The organism is Mesorhizobium sp. M0001, assembly GCF_040324255.1.
Taxonomy (GTDB): Bacteria; Pseudomonadota; Alphaproteobacteria; order Rhizobiales; family Rhizobiaceae; genus Mesorhizobium.
Window position 1 is genome coordinate 133,046 of record NZ_JAMYVS010000003.1, and the last position, 16,830, is coordinate 149,875.

The window sequence follows — 16,830 nt, forward strand, 5'->3', positions numbered from 1 at the left end:
TATCTCCTTGTTTTGACGCAATTCCGGGCGGAAAACCGCTTCACACTTTTCCTGGAATTGCTTTATAGCGCAACAATGTCTCAGATTATCTACAAGATCGCGCCCGAAGCGCTTTGGCGCGCGGCCGAGAAAAACGGCCGCTTCACCGGCGCTCCGATCGACATCGCCGACGGCTTCATCCATTTCTCCACCGCTGATCAGGTCAGGGAGACGGCGGCGAAGCATTTCGCCGGCCAGACGGATTTGCTGCTGGTCACTGTCGACGGGGCGCTGCTCGGTGACGCGCTGAAATACGAGGTCTCGCGCGGCGGCGCGCTGTTTCCGCATCTCTATGGCGTGCTCGATATGAGCGCCGTGCTGTGGGTGCGGCCACTGCCGCTCGGCGCCGACGGCGCGCACCAGTTTCCGGCGCTGGAGGCCGAATGAGCGTGTTCGACCGCATCGGCCAGAAACTGCTGTTCACCTTCGACCCGGAAACGGCGCATGGCATGTCGATCGCGGCGCTGCGATGCGGTCTGCCGGTCGGCGCGCGAACGGTGCGCGACGACAGGTTGAAGGTCAGCCTCTGTGGCATCGCCTTCCCCAATCCGCTCGGCATGGCCGCCGGCTACGACAAGAACGCCGAAGTGCCCGACGCGCTGCTTGGCCTCGGCTTCGGCTTTGCCGAAGTCGGCACCGTGACGCCGCTGCCGCAGGCGGGCAATCCGAAGCCGCGCATTTTCCGGCTGACGGAGGATGACGCGGTGATCAACCGGCTGGGTTTTAACAATGGGGGCCACGAAGCGGCGGAAAAACGCCTTGCCGCGCGCCAGGGACGCGGCGGCATCGTCGGCGTCAACATCGGCGCCAACAAGGACAGCGCCGATCGTATCCGTGACTATGAGCTCGGCGTCTCCCGCTTTGCGAAATACGCCAGTTATCTCGCCGTCAACATCTCGTCGCCCAACACGCCCGGCCTGCGCACCATGCAGGCGCGCGAACAGCTCGGCGAACTGTTGTCTCGGGTCATGGCGGTGCGTGCAGCAGCTTCGGCGCAGCCGCTCCTCTTCCTCAAGATCGCGCCCGATCTGGTCGAGGCCGAGCTGGAGGACATCGCCGCCGAGGTCAGCGAAAAGCAGATCGACGGCGTCATCGTCTCCAACACGACGCTGGCGCGGACCGGATTGCGTAGCACAAGCGGCGCCGGCGAGGCCGGTGGTCTCTCAGGGAAACCGCTGTTCGAGCGCTCGACCATCGTGCTGGCCAAGATGCGTCGGCTGCTCGGGCCGGATCGCGCCATCATCGGGGTCGGCGGCGTCGATTCCACTGATGCCGCGCTGGAAAAGATCCGCGCCGGCGCCGATCTCGTCCAGCTCTACACCGGCATGATCTATGCCGGGCCGGCGCTGCCGGGGCGCATCCTTGCCGGGATGGTGCGATTTGCCGACAAGGAGCGGCTGAAATCATTGCGCGAACTGCGCGACAGCCGGCTCGATCAGTGGGCTGCCAGGCCGCTCTAAAACGCCGTGCGCAACCGGAGCCGCAGGATGGCCAGCAGGCTGAAGCCGCGCACCAGCAGGAAAACGTGCAGCGCCGCCCACAGGCCGTGATTGCCAAGAGACGGCGCCAAGCTGAACAATGCGGCGCTGAAGGCCAGGAACGACACCAGCATCATGTTGCGCATGTCGCGCGACCAGGTGGCGCCGATGAAGACGCCGTCCATCTGGAAGGCCAGCACGCCGCTCAGCGGTGTCAGTGCCGCCCACGGCAGATAGATGTCGGCAACAGCACGAACATCCGGCGACGTGGTGATCAACGAAATCAGGCCGGCGCCGCCGAGCCAAAAGATCAGCGTCGCGGTTCCGGCGAGGCCGAACCCCCAGAACAAGGTCAGACGTACCGCCCGGCGGAACGCCGTCTCGGCACGTGCGCCGATCGCGCGTCCCGCCAACTGTTCGGCCGCGGTGGCGAAACCGTCGAGAAAATAGCCGGCGACGAGGAAGAAGTTCATCAGCACGGCATTGGCGGCCAGCGTCAGCGTGCCGAACTGCGCGCCCTGGCGGGTGAACAGCGCGAAAGCGGCGAGCAGCGAGAACGAGCGGATCATGATATCGCGGTTGAGCGACAGCATGCGCAGGAAAGCGGGCATGTCGAGCAGGCGATGCCGCGGCAGGCGGGGTGCGGCCCGGAAGCGCCAGACAACGATGGCGAGACCCAGCAGCATGGCCAGACATTCGCCGGTGACGGTCGCCCAGGCCACGCCGGCGACGCCCCAGCCGAGCTTCAGGCCGAGCAGGATGCAGAGCACGATGTTGATGCCGTTGAGCACCGCCTGCAGCATCAGCCCAAGCCCGCCCTCGCCGCGTCCAAGGACATAGCCGAGGATGGCGTAGTTGATCAGCGTGAAGGGGGCGGCGAGCATTCTGATGTGGACATAGACGCCCATCGCCTCGCCGACGCGCGCTTCGCCGCCGATGAATTTCTGGCCGGCGATGGCGATCAGCGGCGCAAGGCCGACAAGCACGATGCCGGCGGCGACCGCGATCAGCACGGCGCGCCAGAACACCGCCTGCTCCTCGGTTTCGTCGCCGCGCCCAAACGCCTGGGCGACGAGGCCGGTGGTGCCGGAGCGCAGGAAATTGAAGGTGCTGAAGACGACGTCGAAGACCAGGGCCCCGGCCGCCAGGCCGCCGAGCAGGGCGGCATCGCCGAACTGCCCGACCACCGCCGTGTCGACGATGCCGAGCAGCGGCGTCGTCAGATAGGCGAGCGTCATCGGCACGGCGATGGCGAGCACCGAACGGTTGGTGACGGCGAAGGGTCTCGCGTCGGCTGGGGTTGCACCCGTGTCCAGGGGATTGCTGCCTTGCTGGTTGCGGCTTGATCGAACAGCCGATGTGCCCCATTTTCCCGCCACCGCGCAATCACTCTTGCCGTGACGGCCAACCGAAATGTTCTTCTGGCGCGAGCCCGCCGGATCCCAGTACTGGTTTTAAGCAATTCCCAAAGGGAAGCGCTACGCGCTTCTCCCGGGAAAACCGCTGCACACTTTTCCTGGAATTGCTTTAGCCATGCCCCTGCAGATCGTCCATCATCCCGACTACGATGCCGGCTTCGCCGTCAATCATCGCTTTCCGATGAGCAAATATCCGCTGCTGATGCAGGCCTTGCATATCAGGGGCCTGATCCATGCCGGGACGCTGTGGATGCCCGAGCCGGCGCCGGCCTCCTGGCTGAAGCTCGCCCATGCGGCTGATTATGTCGACCAGGTCATCACGTGTTCAGTGCCTGAAAAGATCGAGCGCGAGATCGGCTTTCCCGTGGGACTGCGCGTTTCGCTCAGGGCGCAACTCGCCGCCGGCGGCACGGTGCTGGCGGCGCGACTGGCGCTTATCAATGGCATTGCCTGCAACAGCGCCGGCGGCAGCCACCATGCGCGGCGCGCGCAAGGCGCGGGCTTCTGCACCTTCAACGATGTTGCCGTCGCTTCGCTGGTGCTGCTAGCCCAAGACGCGGTGAAAAACATCCTGATCGTCGATCTCGATGTGCATCAGGGCGACGGCACCGTGGACATCCTGAAAGACGAGCCACGCGCGTTCACCTTTTCCATGCATGGCGAGCGCAATTATCCGGTGCGCAAGATTGCCTCCGATCTCGACGTTGCCCTGCCGGACGGCACCGGCGATGGCGCCTATCTCGAACGGCTGGGTGTCCTCCTGCCGGAGCTCTCGGCCAAGGCGCACTGGGACATCGTCTTCTACAATGCCGGTGTCGACGTGCATGCCGAGGACCGGCTCGGCCGGCTATCGCTCAGCGATGACGGCGTGCGTGCCCGCGACGCCATGGTGATCGGTCATTTCCGCGCGCTGGGCATCCCGGTCTGCGGTGTCATCGGCGGCGGCTATTCGACCGATGTCGCAGCGCTCGCGGCGCGCCACGCCATCCTGTTCGAGGTGGCGTCGGACTTTGCCTGAGTGGCCTTTGGTTTGAGCACAATCTTTTCCGAAAACCGGTTTCCACTTTTCGGGATCGTGGTCCGCTTCACTTCCGGTAGTTCGCGAGCCTGAGCAGGATGAACACCGGCACGACGATCGCGGCGCCGAGCAGGATATAGCCCAAGAAGCGATAGACCGCGTTGAAGCCGAGGTTCCAAAGATCGATGAAGAAACCCTGGATGCGGTAGAAGACGTCCATCGGCGTCCAGCCGAACGCATTCATGACCAGGCCGACCAGGAACGACACGACCAGCAGCTTGACGATCACCCTGACGGGCGAGTCACCGAGAAAGCGCGTCACTGTGGACAAGGGGCCTGCCTCCAGATTGGTGTGCCCGGATTCGGGGTACAAACCCACGAATACGCACTTGCTGCGCCCGCATCAAGGCGGGCGGACGGCGCAATCGGTCGGGTTTCCAACAGCCGTTTCCGAACAGCTGTCCAAGGGCGATTGCCCGAAGCACGCCCATCATGATATCGAGAGGCCGACGCGGGTATGATGTAATGGTAGCTTGTCAGCTTCCCAAGCTGAACGCGAGGGTTCGATTCCCTCTACCCGCTCCAGTTCCTATCCCACTTCCCGCAATATAAAATCGTGCAGCATCTTGGCTGCCGGCGACAGCACGCGGTTCTTCACCGTGATCAGGCTGTAGGGGCGGACCTCGATGTCGAACTCGGTCTGGACGACATCGATGGCGCCGGCGAGACCGTCGGGGTTCTGGATGAATTTTGCCACCTGGATCGACACCGGGGCGATGGCGTCGGACTGCGCCACCATGACCAGTGTGAGCAGCAGCGACGAGGTGTTGAGGATGCGGTCCGGCAGGGCGATGTTGCGGTTCAGGAAATTGCTCTCCATCGCCTGGCGCAGCGGCGACCCGCCCGACTGGAACACCCAGTCGAAGGCGGCGGTGTCCTCCAGCCTCACCGCCTTCCCATTGTTTAGAGGATGGCCGTTGCTCAGCGGGTGGCCTCGGCGCACGATCAGGCAGGCCTTCTCGACGCCGATGACGCGCGATTCGAACAGGCGCGGATTGAGGTCTTCGGGGACACGGGCGATGATGAAATCATGGCGCGTGGCGATCAGTTCGCGCGCCAGCACATTCGACGTCTCGACCTGCATGGTAATCTCGATGCGCGGATAGAGGCGGCGTATCTCGCGGATCGCCGGGACCGCCAGTTCGATCGCCGGCGCCGTCACCGCGCCAAGGAACACCGAGCCGCCCTTGCCGGCCTTGAGCTCCGATATTTCGCGGTCGGCCTCGCGCATTTCGAGCAGGATCGAGCGCGCGCGCCGGGCCAGCGCCTTGCCGTAAGGGGTGAGTGTGATGCCGCGCGGCAGCCTTTCGCAGAGCTTCACCTCGAGCACCGCTTCCATCTCGGAAATCATGCGCGAGGCCGCCGGCTGCGAGATGTTCATCACCTGGGCGGCAGCACTCACCCGACCGTGATCGTCGAGTGCTGCGATCATGCGCATGTGACGCAGGCTCAAGCCGCTACGCAGAAGTGTCTCGCCATCGCCCGGCAATTCATCGTAACCGCTTGAAATTCCCTGAGGACCTCGTAAAGCCGCCATGCCTTTTCCCGCTTCCGCCACTGTTCCAGTCCGGTTTAGTCATATACCGGTTTTGGTATAGCAACCACCGAAGATCGCATTTGACAGTTATGGCAAAGGGTCACACTTTCGCGCGTCCTCAAGACTTGACGGTCGATGACGAGCAAAATCGTATCGATTTAAATCTGAGGGCCGATTGGGAGGATACCGGAGATCGATTATGACGGCGGCAGCGCTTTGGCGCATCCGCCCGACTGCGCGGCCCGCGAAGCCCCGAGGTGTCGCGTCCATCAACCAGGGAGAGTTTTACGTGAAAATCATCAAGACACTGGCCGCCGTCGCGGCCCTTGGCATCGCTGCCATGACCTACTCGGCGCATGCAGCCGACAAGGGTCTTGTCGGCGTGCTGATGCCGACCAAGACCTCGCAGCGCTGGATCAATGACGGCGATGCCGTCAAGTCCCAGCTCGAAGCTCTCGGCTACACGGTCGACCTGCAGTACGCGCAGGACGACATCCCCAACCAGCTCAGCCAGCTGGAAAACGAAATCACCAAGGGCCCGAAGGCGCTGATCATCGCTTCGATCGACGGCACCACCCTTTCGGACGCGCTGCAGAAGGCCGCCGACGCCGGCGTCGTCGTCGTCGCCTATGACCGCCTGATCAAGAAGACCGCCAATGTCGATTACTACACCACCTTCGACAATTTCGGCGTCGGCGTGATCCAGGCGAACTCGCTGGTCAAGGGTCTCAAGGAGCGCTTCCCGAACACCAAGCCGTGGAACGTCGAACTGTTCGGCGGCTCGCCGGACGACAACAACGCCTTCTTCTTCTACAACGGCGCAATCTCGGTGCTGCAGCCGCTGATCGATGACGGCTCGATCAAGATCAAGTCCGGCCAGACCGGCATGGACAAGGTCGGCACGCTGCGCTGGCTCGCCGCGACCGCCCAGGCGCGCATGGACAACCTTCTGTCGGCCAACTACTCGGACGGCAGCCGCGTCGATGGCGTTCTTTCGCCTTATGACGGCCTGTCGCGCGGCATCACCGCTTCGCTGCGCGCCGTCGGTTACGGTACCGACGCCCAGCCGTGGCCGATCGTGACCGGCCAGGACGCCGAAACCGCTTCGGTCAAGCTGATCATCACGGGCGAGCAATACTCGACCGTGTTCAAGGACACCCGCGAACTGGCCAAGGCCACCGTCGAACTCGTCGACAAGGTGCTCTCGGGCGGCAAGCCGGACGGCCTCGACGAAAAGACCTACAATAACGACGTCAAGGTCGTTCCCTCGATCCTTTTGACGCCGCATGAGGTCGACAAGTCGAACTACCAGGCACTGGTCGTCGACTCCGGCTACATCAAGGCCGACGAACTGAAGTAATCCGTTTAGAAAGACAGGGGTCCTGCGCGACGCAGGACCCCTTTCCGTTCACAAGCGACCCCGGTATTGTTTCTACCGGACTTAGTTTGCGTGCATGTCGTTGTCTCAAACCGCAAGCACTTTGGAGCGACATGCAACAGGAGGAGCTTGCCCTGATGACGACGATTTTGGAGATGCGCGACATCACCAAGACGTTCCCCGGCGTGAAGGCGCTGTCGAACGTCAACCTCAGCGTCGAGGAAGGCGAGATCCACGCCGTGGTTGGCGAGAACGGCGCCGGCAAGTCGACGCTGATGAAGGTCCTGTCGGGCGTCTATCCCGCCGGCACATATGACGGCCAGATCATTTTTCAGGGTCAGGAATGCCAGTTCAAAGGTATCCATGACAGCGAACACAAGGGCATCGTCATCATCCACCAGGAGCTAGCGCTGGTGCCGATGCTGTCGATCACCGAAAATATCTTCCTCGGCAACGAAAATGCCCGATACGGCGTCATCGACTGGGATGCCAACGAGGCGCGCACCGCTGCCCTGTTGAAGAAGGTGGGCCTCAAGGAGGACCCCAAGACACTGATCACCAATATCGGCGTCGGCAAGCAGCAGCTGGTCGAGATCGCCAAGGCGCTGAGCAAGGACGTCAAGCTTTTGATCCTCGATGAGCCGACCGCGTCGCTCAGCGAGAAAGACAGCCAGGCGCTGCTCGATCTTCTGCTCGAATTCAAGCGGCAAGGCATGACCTCGATCCTGATCTCGCACAAGCTCAACGAGATCAACCGGGTCGCCGACAAGGTAACCGTCATCCGTGACGGGCGCACCATCGAGACGCTGGCCAAGAAGGATATCTCCGAAGACCGCATCATCACCTCGATGGTCGGCCGTTCGCTAGACGACCGCTATCCGCCGCGCGAGCCCAAGATCGGCGAAGTCGTGTTCGAGGTGAAGAACTGGTCGGTCTATCACCCGCTCCATGCCGAGCGGCAGGTGATCAAGGGCATCGACATCAATGTGCGCAAGGGCGAGGTGGTCGGCATCGCCGGGCTGATGGGCGCCGGCCGCACCGAATTCGCCATGAGCCTGTTCGGCCGCTCCTATGGCCGCCGCATCACCGGCGAAGTGCTGCTCAAGGGCAAGCCGGTCGATGTCTCCTCGGTAAGCAAGGCGGTCCAACACGGCATCGCCTATGTCACCGAGGACCGCAAAACCTACGGCCTCAACCTCATCGACCATATCAAGCATAACATTACGCTGGCCAATCTCGACGGCGTGTCGCGCCACAGCGTGATCGACGACATGCGCGAACTTGCGGTCGCCAACGACTATCGCAAGAAGACCAATATCCGTGCGTCAAGCGTCTATCAGATGACCGGCAATCTTTCCGGCGGCAACCAGCAGAAGGTGGTGCTGTCGAAATGGTTGTTTGCCGACCCTGACGTGCTGATCCTCGACGAGCCGACACGCGGCATCGATGTCGGCGCCAAGTATGAAATCTACACGATCATCGCGCGCCTTGCCTCGGAGGGTAAGGCGATCGTGGTCATCTCGTCGGAAATGCCGGAATTGCTAGGGATTACCGACCGCATCTACGTCATGAACGAAGGGCGCATGGTGGGCGAAATGCCGGCGGCGGAAGCAAGCCAGGAAAAGATAATGCGCGCCATCGTCCGGGGAGAAGGAAAAGCAGCATGAGCACCGAAAGCGCCCCCGCCCCGCAGGGCAACGTCGCCGACGAACAGCGCCCGCGCATCGCCGTCTCGGCGCTGGCGACGAATTTGCGCGAATACGGGCTGATCATAGCGCTGATCGTCATCATGCTGTTCTTCCAGTTCACCACGTCGGGGACGTTGTTCAAGCCGGTCAATCTCAGCAATCTGGTGCAGCAGAACTCCTTCATCATCGTGATGGCGCTGGGCATGCTGCTGGTGATCGTATCGGGCTATATCGACCTCAGCGTCGGATCGGTCGCCGGTTTCATCGGCGCGCTGGCGGCAAACATGATGGTTATCTGGCAGCTCGGACCGCTGAGCAATCCGCTGGTGGTTTCGATCGTCTGCCTTGTCGCGGGTGGCCTGATCGGCGCCGCGCAAGGGTATTGGATCGCCTATCACCGGATACCGAGCTTCATTGTCACGCTGGCCGGCATGCTGATCTTCCGCGGCATTTGCCAGGCGTTGCTTGGCGGCGGCTCGTCGGTGGGTCCGCTTCCCGACGACTTCAAGATGCTCAGCTCCGGCTTCATCCCGGATGTGATCGGCCCACTGACGCTCGTCCCGCCGGTCGTGAACGCAGCCGGCAAGACCATCATGGGCAGCGGCGTGACCCTGCACATGACGACGGTCGTGCTGGGGCTGATCGCCGTGCTCGCCTATGCCTATTTCGGGGTCCGCACCCGGCGCAAACGAGAACGCCATGGTTATGAGGCCGAGCCCTTCACCCTGTTCGTTGTCAAGACGCTGGTCGCCAGCGCGCTGGCGCTGTTCCTGGTCTATGAGTTTGCCAGCTACCGCGGCCTGCCCGTGGTGCTGCTGGTCATGGGCGTGCTGATCACGCTGTTCGTCTTCGTCACCAAGCGCATGACCATCGGGAGGCGCATCTACGCCATGGGCGGCAATCCCAAGGCGGCGCAGCTGTCGGGCATCAACACCGAGCGGCTGACGCTGATGGTGTTCATCAATATGGGCGTGCTGTCGGCGCTTGGCGGCCTGATCATCGCGGCTCGTCTCGGCCAGGCGGTGCCGGCGGCGGGTCTCGGCTCGGAGCTCGACGTCATCGCCGCAGTGTTCATCGGCGGCGCCTCGGCGATGGGCGGCGTCGGCCAGGTCATCGGGGCGGTCGTCGGCGGCTTCATCATGGGCGTGATGAACAACGGCATGTCGATCATGGGCGTCAATGTCGACTGGCAGCAGGTGGTCAAAGGCCTGGTGCTGCTCGGCGCCGTGATCTTCGACGTCTACAACAAGAACAAGGCCTGACAAGCTTCAGGCGAGGCAAGCAGGAGGCATATGATCGCGGCGCAGCCGGCAAATTGTCGGCATAAGAAGTCCCCCGAGGGATCAAGTTCGCGAGCGCAATCCGGACGAAGAGTTCAACCCGTGGCGCGGCGAGGTCCGAGCCGCGCAGGTCAAGGTTTGCCAAGAGGCATCCAAGGCCAAGCACATGAGAGAGGATTTAATCATGCTGATCTCCCAGATCCTCGACGACGCCGAGACCATCCGCGTCGTCGCCCGCAATGGCGGCGGCAAGACCAGGATCATCAACGGCGCCCGCAGCGTCTATTCGCTGGCCATGGAAGCCGCGCGCACCGGAACGGCCCTCGCCGCGCTGATCGAACGCAAGGGGTTCGGTGAAGCGATAGACCTCGACGCCGTCTACAAGAAGGGCCGGCTGGTGTCCCCGATCAACCATCCCGATCCTGCGCATCTGCATCTGACCGGCACCGGCCTGACCCATCTCGGCTCGGCGGCGACGCGCGATTCCATGCACAAGAAGCTCAGCGATGGCGGCGAGGAGCAGCTTACCGATTCCATGAAGATGTTCCGCATGGGGCTCGAAGGCGGCAAGCCGGCCAAGGGCCAGACCGGCGTGCAGCCGGAATGGTTCTACAAGGGCAACGGCACCATGGCGGTGGCGCCGGGCGCCGCACTGATGTCGCCGGCCTTTGCGCAGGACGCCGGCGAGGAGCCGGAAATCGCCGGCATCTATGTCATCGGCGACGACGGCGCGCCGTTCCGCGTCGGCTTCACGCTGTCGAACGAGTTTTCCGATCATGTTACCGAGCGGGTGAACTATCTGTTCCTGGCACATTCCAAACTGCGCAACGCCTCGTTCGGGCCGGAAATCCTGATCGGCGACCTGCCGGCCGACGTCAGGGGCTCATCGCGAATCTATCGCGACAGCAATTTGCTGTGGGAAAAGCCGTTCCTGTCGGGCGAAGCGAACATGTCGCACACAATCGCCAATCTCGAACATCATCACTTCAAATATTCGGCCTTCCGCCAGCCGGGCGACGTGCATGTGCACATGTTCGGCACGGCGACGCTGTCCTTTGCCGACGGCATCAAGACTCAGGCCGGCGACGTTTTCGAGATCGAGGCCGCGGATTTCGGCCTGCCGCTGCGCAACCCGCTGGAGATTGAGCAGCCGGTTAAGGTGGCGGTGAAGGCGCTTTGAGGCAGCATCACAATTTGGGAGCCGCAAATGAACGGAATGCGGCTTGTCATTGTGTTCACGGGCGTGGCCCTGTTTCTGACCCAACCGTCGGTGGCCTTTAGCGCCGGCCAGTGCAGCCCGAAGTCCTATCGTGAAGCCCGTTTGGCGATGACGAGCCGTCTTCTAGCAACCGGCTATTCGAAAGCCCAGGTGAGCTTTCTGATGCGCAACACGGATCACATGACATCAGCGCTTCGCAGCGACAGGCTGAACAACAATGGCCAGGTCTGCGGCATCGACTCCGCCAAGGCCCATGTCCTCGGTTGCCTCGACAAGCAGTTGTTCCCGTTGAAGCGCGGCTCAAACGCTTCGCTCGACGAGGTCAAACTGACCGAAGGCTTTTGGGGCAGGAAACGTTTGGCCGCACGCGAACTGCTGTTTATCGGCCATTTTCATGCCTGCCTTGGCGCCGCGAAATCGTATCTATTTCGCGGCTGACGCCGGCGGACGGGACTCAATAGATATCGAAATCGAAATACTTGGCCTGGATCTTCTTGTAAGTGCCGTCGGCGACGATGGCGTCTATCGCCGCGTTGAGCTTGTCGCGAAGTGCCGTGTCCTCCAGGCGGACAGCGATGCCGGCTTGCGTCTCGGTGCCCTTGACGTCACCGACAAGCTTGCAGCAGCCGTCGCTCGCCTTCTTCAGCCAGTCCATCAGCACGAATTTGTCGGAGATGACGGCGTCGAGACGGCCGTTCTGCAGGTCGGTGATCGCCTCTTCCTGGGTGGGGTAGAGTTTCGCCTCGGCGCCGGCCTTGCCATAGGCGTCCTGCGCATAGTCGGCCTGGGTGGTCGAGGCCTGCGCGCCCACCGTCTTGCCGGCAAGGGCTGCCGGTTCGGTGGAAGTGAGGTCGCTGTCCTTCGGCGCCACCAGCGCCAGCGGCGTCGTGTAGTATTTGTTGGTGAAGGCGACCTGTTTCTTGCGCTCCTCGGTGATGCTCATCGAGGCGATGATGGCGTCGAACTTTTTCGCCTGCAGCGCCGGGATGATGCCGTCCCAGTCCTGGGTGACGATCTCGCACTCGACCTTCATCTGCGCACACAGCGCATTGGCAATGTCGATGTCGAAGCCCTCGATCTTGCCGTCCGCGGTGATGGTGTTGAAGGGCGGATAGGCGCCCTCGGTGCCGATCTTCAATTTCTCCTGCGCCTCAGCCAGCGAGCCGGCCGATATCACCAGCATGGCAGCGCCCGCTGCCGATATGATCCATCTTGAAATCTGCATTTTGGTTCCCCTTGCGCGCCGTTCTCTTGCCGGCCACCGAAAGGCAGCCAAGCATGGTGAGGCAGCGCAGGCAAGTATTTTGCCTGACGGTGATCGAAGGTTCAGCCGGCGGGGCGGAAATGCTTGGAGAGCTTGAGGCCTTGCGCCTGGTAATTCGAGCCGAGATCGGTGCCGTAAAGCGCCTGCGGCCGCTTCAGCATGTGTTCGTAGACCAGCCGGCCGACGATCTGGCCGTGGTCGAGGATGAACGGCACTTCGTGGCTGCGCACTTCGAGCACCGCCCGGCTGCCGGTGCCGCCTGAGGCCGAATGGCCGAAGCCCGGATCGAAGAAGCCGGCATAGTGAACACGGAATTCGCCAACCAGCGGATCGAAGGGCGTCATCTCGGCGGCGTAGAGCGGCGGCACGTGCACGGCTTCGCGGCTGACCAGGATGTAGAACTCGTCCGGGTCGAGCACCAGTTCGCCGGCGCCGCTCTTGTAGAGCGGCTCCCAGAAATCGACGGCATCCTGGGCGGCGCGCTTGTCGACATCGACCAAGCCGGTGTGATGCTTGCCGCGATAGCCGACCAGGCCGTTCTGGTCGCCGTCAAGATCGATCGACAGCGCAATGCCGCCGCCGGAAATGTTGGGCGGCTCGGTCGCCACCAGCATCTCGGCGCGGTGCAATTCGTTCAGCTCTGCCTCCGACAACAGCGCGTTTCCGGTGCGAAAGCGGATCTGCGACAGTCGCGATCCGGCGCGCACGACGATCGGGAAGGTGCGCGGACTGACTTCAAGATAAAGCGGCCCGTGATAGCCGGCGGCGATCTTGTCGAACTCATGGCCGCGATCGGTCATCACCCGGGTGAAGATGTCGAGCCGGCCTGTCGAGCTCTTCGGGTTGGCCGAGGCGGACACGTTTGCGGGCAGCGCCAGGCTTTCGAGCAGCGGCACGATGTAGACGCAGCCGGTTTCCAGCACCGCGCCCTCGGCGAGACTGAACTCATGCAATTTCAGCCGGTGAAGCTTGTCGGCCACCAGATGATCGGGACCCGGCAGGAAGGAGGCGCGCACGCGAAAAGCCTTGTCGCCGAGCCTCAGATCGAGGCTCGCCGGCTGCACCTGGTCGACATCGAGCGCGCGCGGCGACTCCAGCGCGCCGGACTGAAACAGCGCGGAAATGTCCTGATCGGGAAGAATGCCTGTCTGCCGCAAAAGGCTGGCTCCGCTCCAAGGTCGGTCTCTTTGTGGCAGGTTCTTGCCGCAAAACCGCTGGATATTATTGCGGAACCTGCCTGGTACAAACCTCTTAATGAAGCCGGCAATTGACGCAAGCGCAGGTGAGGTCTAAAGGGTCGTTATCCCGTGGTGATTTGGCCGGTCGGCTTGCAGCCACGTTAAACAAGTCGCTAAAGGACCGTCGGGCCGCAAGGCCATATGGACCGGTTGCGACTTTCGCGGCCGGTTTTTTTGTGTCTGGAACAAAAGCGATGAGCACCAAGAAGCGTAACTGGAAACCTCAGACCGCACTCGTGCACGGGGGAACGCTGCGTTCCCAGTTCGGCGAGACGTCCGAAGCGATGTACCTCACCCAAGGCTATGTCTACGAGACGGCGCAGGCTGCCGAGGCCCGTTTCAAGGGCGAGGAGCCGGGCTTCATCTATTCGCGCTATGCCAACCCTACCGTCGACATGTTCGAAAAGCGCATGTGCGCGCTGGAGGGTGCCGAAGATGCGCGCGCCACGGCGTCCGGCATGGCTGCGGTGACGGCAGCGCTCCTGTGCAGCGCCAAGGCCGGCGACCATATCGTTGCGGCGCGCGCGCTGTTCGGCTCCTGCCGCTGGGTGGTGGAGACGCTGGCGCCGAAATACGGCATCGAGGCAACGCTGGTCGACGGGACCGACATCGCCAACTGGGAAAAGGCGGTGCGGCCGAACACGAAACTGTTCTTCCTGGAAAGCCCGACCAATCCGACGCTGGAAGTGGTCGACATCGCAGCGGTGGCGGCGCTCGCCACCTCGATCGGCGCCAGGCTGATCGTCGACAATGTCTTTGCCACGCCCTTGCAGCAGAAGCCCTTGCAGCTCGGCGCCCATATCGTCGTCTACTCCGCGACCAAGCACATTGACGGCCAGGGACGCTGTCTCGGCGGCATCATCCTGTCGGACAAGAAATGGATCGACGAGAATTTGCACGACTATTTCCGCCACACCGGCCCGAGCCTGTCGCCGTTCAACGCCTGGACGCTGCTCAAGGGCCTGGAGACGCTGCCGGTTCGGGTGCGCCAGCAGACGGAAAGCGCGGCCAAGATCGCGGATTTCATGGCAGGACGGCCGGAAATCGCCCGCGTCATCTATCCCGGCCGCGCCGACCACCCGCAGGCCGACATCGTCAAGAAGCAGATGACGGGCGGATCGACGCTGATCTGCCTCGACGTGAAGGGCGGCAAGCAGGCGGCCTTCGCCTTGCAGAACGCGCTCGACATCGTGCTGATCTCCAACAATCTCGGCGACGCCAAGAGCCTGATCACCCATCCGGCGACCACCACCCACAAGAACCTCAGCGACGAAGCTCGCGCCGAGCTTGGCATCGGGCCGGGAACGCTCAGGCTGTCGGTCGGTCTTGAGGATACGGACGATCTGCTGGAGGACGTTGCGCAGGCGCTGAAGGCAGCCGGATAGGCCGCGAGGCGTCACGCTCCCGACGAAACCTCTTCCAGTTCGGCCGTCTTGGTGCCGATGGTCATGATGTTGCCGCGCCAGTCGACGGCGCCGCTCAGCCAGCCGCGCGCCCAGATGGCGGGAAGCATCATGTCGCGCACCATCATCGCCGGGACCATGCGCAGCGACAGGTGCCAGCCCTTGGCCGCGGCCAGCGCGCATTCGGGAATGTAGGCCGCCGCCAGCACGGCCAACACCGTGGCCGGCAGGCTGACGCCGGCACTTGCTGCCGCCACCAGCGCCAACGCCAACGGCACGGCGACGCCGGTCAGGATCTCGGGTGCGAAAAACAGCGGGAAAGTGACGCGGCGCAACCGCGCCCAGCGCGCCTGACGCGACCAGATGTCGGCAAGTCGGCGCTGCCCCAGTGGTTGCTCGAAAGGCGAGGCAACGAGATTGACGCGCAGGCCCAGTCCGTTGACCAGCTTGGTTGCAGCAGCATCCTCGGCGATCTCGGCGGCCAGCGCGCGGATACCGCCATTGGTATCGAGCATCGGCTTGTTCCACAGCATGCTCTTGCCCTGGGCAAAGCCGAGGCCAAGCGCCTCGCCGGCATATTGCCAGCGCGCCTGCAGCGTGTTGAGGAACGCGCATTCGACCTCGGCCCAGAAGCCATCCGGCCGCGAGCCGATCGGCGTCGAGCAGATAAGCCCGGTATTGGTCCCCCAGGCCGCCATCAGGTGCTGGACGTAATCCCTAGGCATCAGCACGTTGGAATCCGCCAGAATGACCCAATGATTGCGCGCCGCTTCCCAGCCCTTGACGCAGTTGTTGAGCTTCGGGTTGCTGCTGACGCGGTCGTCGCCGATCAGCAGCCGGGCCGGCACGTTGGGAAACAGGACGATCGCCCTGTTTATCAGTTTGACGACGGGATCGTCGGCGTGAGCGACGCAGAAGATCAGTTCGTAGCGCGGCCAGTCGAGCGAGAAGGCTCGCTGCAGCGTCTCTTGTGTGAACGGCTCCACGCCGCGCGACGGCACGACGATCGAGACCGGTGGCTGCTCGTCGGACGGCGGAGGGATAAGGCGACGCGCTTGCAGTTTCGACGAAGCAAGCAGGATGCTGGCGAGATTGGAAAGAAGCAAAGCGGAGGAAGCGAAGGCGGCTGTGAGAGCTGGTTCCATGAGATCTGGTCACTCCGGAAAGGCCGCTCGCGGCTGCTTTGTCAGTCGACAGATGGGCCTTGAGTCGCCGGCAAGGTTTGCGCACACCAACACTGTCATGTGTCACTTAAATGACATTGTTTGTCGGCACCTCCGCTTTGAGGCTGGCAGGACATGCCGTTGTGCGCGTATCAAACCGCATAGCGCGACAAATGTTCCTTGCCGCGCAACCGGAGCAGCCCATGTATCGCGCCGTCACGCGCAACATCGAAGTGCAGGTCAGACCGTTCTACCTGGAGGACCGCTCGGACCCGGCGGAGAACCGTTATGTCTGGGGCTACCAGGTGACGATCGACAACCAGTCGGACGATTTCGTGCAGCTTATGTCGCGTTACTGGCACATCACCGACGGCAGCGGCCGGATCGAGGAAGTGCGCGGCGCCGGCGTGGTCGGCGACCAGCCTGAGCTCAATCCGGGCGACAGCTATCAATACACGTCAGGCTGCCCGCTCTCGACGCCCTCCGGCTTCATGGTCGGCCACTACACCATGCGCAACAAAAAGGGCGAGACGTTCGACGTCGCTATTCCCGCGTTTTCGCTGGATCTGCCGGGGACGCGGCGGACGGTGAATTAGGGGTTTTCTCCCCATCTCTATACGGGGAGGAATGCCCGGCAGTGCAATGAG

Annotated in this window: 16 protein-coding genes, 1 tRNA gene and 1 riboswitch; of the genes, 11 read left to right on the forward strand and 6 right to left on the reverse strand. The window is 62.9% G+C overall.

What is annotated here, in order from left to right:
- The first annotated feature begins 75 nt into the window (after positions 1 to 75).
- Both NKK50_RS10495 and NKK50_RS10500 read left to right on the forward strand, forming a co-directional pair.
- Entirely contained in the window at positions 76 to 426 is a 351-nt protein-coding gene (locus tag NKK50_RS10495) for a DUF952 domain-containing protein (protein WP_352543349.1), read from the forward strand.
- Entirely contained in the window at positions 423 to 1,499 is a 1,077-nt protein-coding gene (locus NKK50_RS10500) for a quinone-dependent dihydroorotate dehydrogenase (RefSeq protein ID WP_352543350.1), read from the forward strand. The genes NKK50_RS10495 and NKK50_RS10500 overlap by 4 nt, the downstream gene beginning before the upstream one ends.
- Here the strand turns inward: NKK50_RS10500 and NKK50_RS10505 are convergent.
- The gene (locus NKK50_RS10505) at positions 1,496 to 2,833 is read right to left on the reverse strand and encodes an MATE family efflux transporter (RefSeq protein ID WP_352543516.1); all 1,338 of its coding nucleotides are present in this window, start codon (positions 2,831 to 2,833) and stop codon (positions 1,496 to 1,498) included. The genes NKK50_RS10500 and NKK50_RS10505 overlap by 4 nt on opposite strands.
- A gap of 217 nt (positions 2,834 to 3,050) precedes the next feature.
- On the opposite strand from NKK50_RS10505, the gene NKK50_RS10510 reads away from it, so the two are divergent.
- Positions 3,051 to 3,953, forward strand: a complete 903-nt coding sequence (locus tag NKK50_RS10510) for a histone deacetylase family protein (RefSeq protein WP_352543351.1) — start codon at positions 3,051 to 3,053, stop codon at positions 3,951 to 3,953.
- A 67-nt stretch (positions 3,954 to 4,020) separates the two neighbouring features.
- Here NKK50_RS10510 and NKK50_RS10515 read toward each other — a convergent pair whose 3' ends face one another.
- Positions 4,021 to 4,284 carry a DUF6460 domain-containing protein gene (locus NKK50_RS10515; protein ID WP_023696688.1) on the reverse strand — a complete coding sequence of 88 codons (264 nt, stop codon included), beginning with the start codon at positions 4,282 to 4,284 and terminating at the stop codon, positions 4,021 to 4,023.
- A gap of 180 nt (positions 4,285 to 4,464) precedes the next feature.
- On the opposite strand from NKK50_RS10515, the gene NKK50_RS10520 reads away from it, so the two are divergent.
- Positions 4,465 to 4,538: transfer RNA gene (locus tag NKK50_RS10520), tRNA-Gly, on the forward strand.
- A 4-nt stretch (positions 4,539 to 4,542) separates the two neighbouring features.
- On the opposite strand, the gene NKK50_RS10525 is transcribed toward NKK50_RS10520, so the two are convergent.
- A complete protein-coding gene (locus tag NKK50_RS10525) occupies positions 4,543 to 5,550 on the reverse strand; it encodes a LysR family transcriptional regulator (RefSeq protein ID WP_023681942.1) in 1,008 nt (335 codons plus the stop codon).
- Positions 5,551 to 5,839: 289 nt separating this feature from the next.
- Here NKK50_RS10525 and chvE point away from each other — a divergent pair, with 289 nt between their 5' ends.
- The 5 genes from chvE (at position 5,840) to NKK50_RS10550 (ending at position 11,553) form a co-directional block, all read left to right on the forward strand.
- Positions 5,840 to 6,910 (forward strand): multiple monosaccharide ABC transporter substrate-binding protein, encoded by a 1,071-nt coding sequence (chvE, locus tag NKK50_RS10530; RefSeq protein WP_023681943.1) that lies wholly within the window; start codon positions 5,840 to 5,842, stop codon positions 6,908 to 6,910.
- A 152-nt stretch (positions 6,911 to 7,062) separates the two neighbouring features.
- Entirely contained in the window at positions 7,063 to 8,595 is a 1,533-nt protein-coding gene (gene mmsA, locus NKK50_RS10535; protein ID WP_027049369.1) for a multiple monosaccharide ABC transporter ATP-binding protein, read from the forward strand.
- The gene (gene mmsB / locus NKK50_RS10540) at positions 8,592 to 9,878 is read left to right on the forward strand and encodes a multiple monosaccharide ABC transporter permease (protein WP_023669637.1); all 1,287 of its coding nucleotides are present in this window, start codon (positions 8,592 to 8,594) and stop codon (positions 9,876 to 9,878) included. Before mmsA ends, mmsB begins: the two co-directional genes overlap by 4 nt.
- 202 nt (positions 9,879 to 10,080) lie before the next feature.
- Positions 10,081 to 11,076: an AraD1 family protein gene (araD1, locus tag NKK50_RS10545; protein WP_023730974.1), complete on the forward strand. Its 996-nt coding sequence runs from the start codon at positions 10,081 to 10,083 to the stop codon at positions 11,074 to 11,076.
- Between the two features lie 27 nt (positions 11,077 to 11,103).
- Positions 11,104 to 11,553, forward strand: coding sequence for a hypothetical protein (locus NKK50_RS10550; protein ID WP_352543352.1), 450 nt, complete (start codon positions 11,104 to 11,106; stop codon positions 11,551 to 11,553).
- Positions 11,554 to 11,569: 16 nt separating this feature from the next.
- Here NKK50_RS10550 and NKK50_RS10555 read toward each other — a convergent pair whose 3' ends face one another.
- Positions 11,570 to 12,340, reverse strand: coding sequence for an ABC transporter substrate-binding protein (locus NKK50_RS10555; RefSeq protein ID WP_023688688.1), 771 nt, complete (start codon positions 12,338 to 12,340; stop codon positions 11,570 to 11,572).
- Positions 12,341 to 12,441: 101 nt separating this feature from the next.
- The gene (locus NKK50_RS10560; protein ID WP_023738218.1) at positions 12,442 to 13,536 is read right to left on the reverse strand and encodes a 2'-deoxycytidine 5'-triphosphate deaminase; all 1,095 of its coding nucleotides are present in this window, start codon (positions 13,534 to 13,536) and stop codon (positions 12,442 to 12,444) included.
- A 140-nt stretch (positions 13,537 to 13,676) separates the two neighbouring features.
- Positions 13,677 to 13,754, forward strand: a riboswitch (SAM riboswitch).
- 57 nt (positions 13,755 to 13,811) lie between these two features.
- Between NKK50_RS10560 and NKK50_RS10565 the strand changes: the two genes are divergently transcribed.
- On the forward strand, positions 13,812 to 15,002 hold the full coding sequence (locus NKK50_RS10565; RefSeq protein WP_352543353.1) for an O-succinylhomoserine sulfhydrylase: 1,191 nt from the start codon (positions 13,812 to 13,814) through the stop codon (positions 15,000 to 15,002).
- Between the two features lie 11 nt (positions 15,003 to 15,013).
- On the opposite strand, the gene NKK50_RS10570 is transcribed toward NKK50_RS10565, so the two are convergent.
- A complete protein-coding gene (locus tag NKK50_RS10570; RefSeq protein WP_352543354.1) occupies positions 15,014 to 16,165 on the reverse strand; it encodes a ceramide glucosyltransferase in 1,152 nt (383 codons plus the stop codon).
- Positions 16,166 to 16,386: 221 nt separating this feature from the next.
- On the opposite strand from NKK50_RS10570, the gene apaG reads away from it, so the two are divergent.
- Complete coding sequence (gene apaG / locus NKK50_RS10575) at positions 16,387 to 16,779, forward strand: Co2+/Mg2+ efflux facilitator ApaG/CorD (protein ID WP_023681948.1); 393 nt, start codon at positions 16,387 to 16,389, stop codon at positions 16,777 to 16,779.
- The last annotated feature ends 51 nt before the right edge of the window (positions 16,780 to 16,830 follow it).

Excerpts from the sequence above, each read along its gene's own strand:
- NKK50_RS10495 (WP_352543349.1), top strand. The coding sequence starts at position 76 with ATGTCTCAGATTATCTACAAGATCGCGCCCGAAGCGCTTTGGCGCGCG.
- NKK50_RS10500 (WP_352543350.1), top strand. The coding sequence starts at position 423 with ATGAGCGTGTTCGACCGCATCGGCCAGAAACTGCTGTTCACCTTCGAC.
- NKK50_RS10510 (WP_352543351.1), top strand. The coding sequence starts at position 3,051 with ATGCCCCTGCAGATCGTCCATCATCCCGACTACGATGCCGGCTTCGCC.
- NKK50_RS10525 (WP_023681942.1), bottom strand. The coding sequence starts at position 5,550 with ATGGCGGCTTTACGAGGTCCTCAGGGAATTTCAAGCGGTTACGATGAA.
- mmsB (WP_023669637.1), top strand. The coding sequence starts at position 8,592 with ATGAGCACCGAAAGCGCCCCCGCCCCGCAGGGCAACGTCGCCGACGAA.
- araD1 (WP_023730974.1), top strand. The coding sequence starts at position 10,081 with ATGCTGATCTCCCAGATCCTCGACGACGCCGAGACCATCCGCGTCGTC.
- NKK50_RS10550 (WP_352543352.1), top strand. The coding sequence starts at position 11,104 with ATGAACGGAATGCGGCTTGTCATTGTGTTCACGGGCGTGGCCCTGTTT.
- NKK50_RS10555 (WP_023688688.1), bottom strand. The coding sequence starts at position 12,340 with ATGCAGATTTCAAGATGGATCATATCGGCAGCGGGCGCTGCCATGCTG.
- NKK50_RS10565 (WP_352543353.1), top strand. The coding sequence starts at position 13,812 with ATGAGCACCAAGAAGCGTAACTGGAAACCTCAGACCGCACTCGTGCAC.
- NKK50_RS10570 (WP_352543354.1), bottom strand. The coding sequence starts at position 16,165 with ATGGAACCAGCTCTCACAGCCGCCTTCGCTTCCTCCGCTTTGCTTCTT.
- apaG (WP_023681948.1), top strand. The coding sequence starts at position 16,387 with ATGTATCGCGCCGTCACGCGCAACATCGAAGTGCAGGTCAGACCGTTC.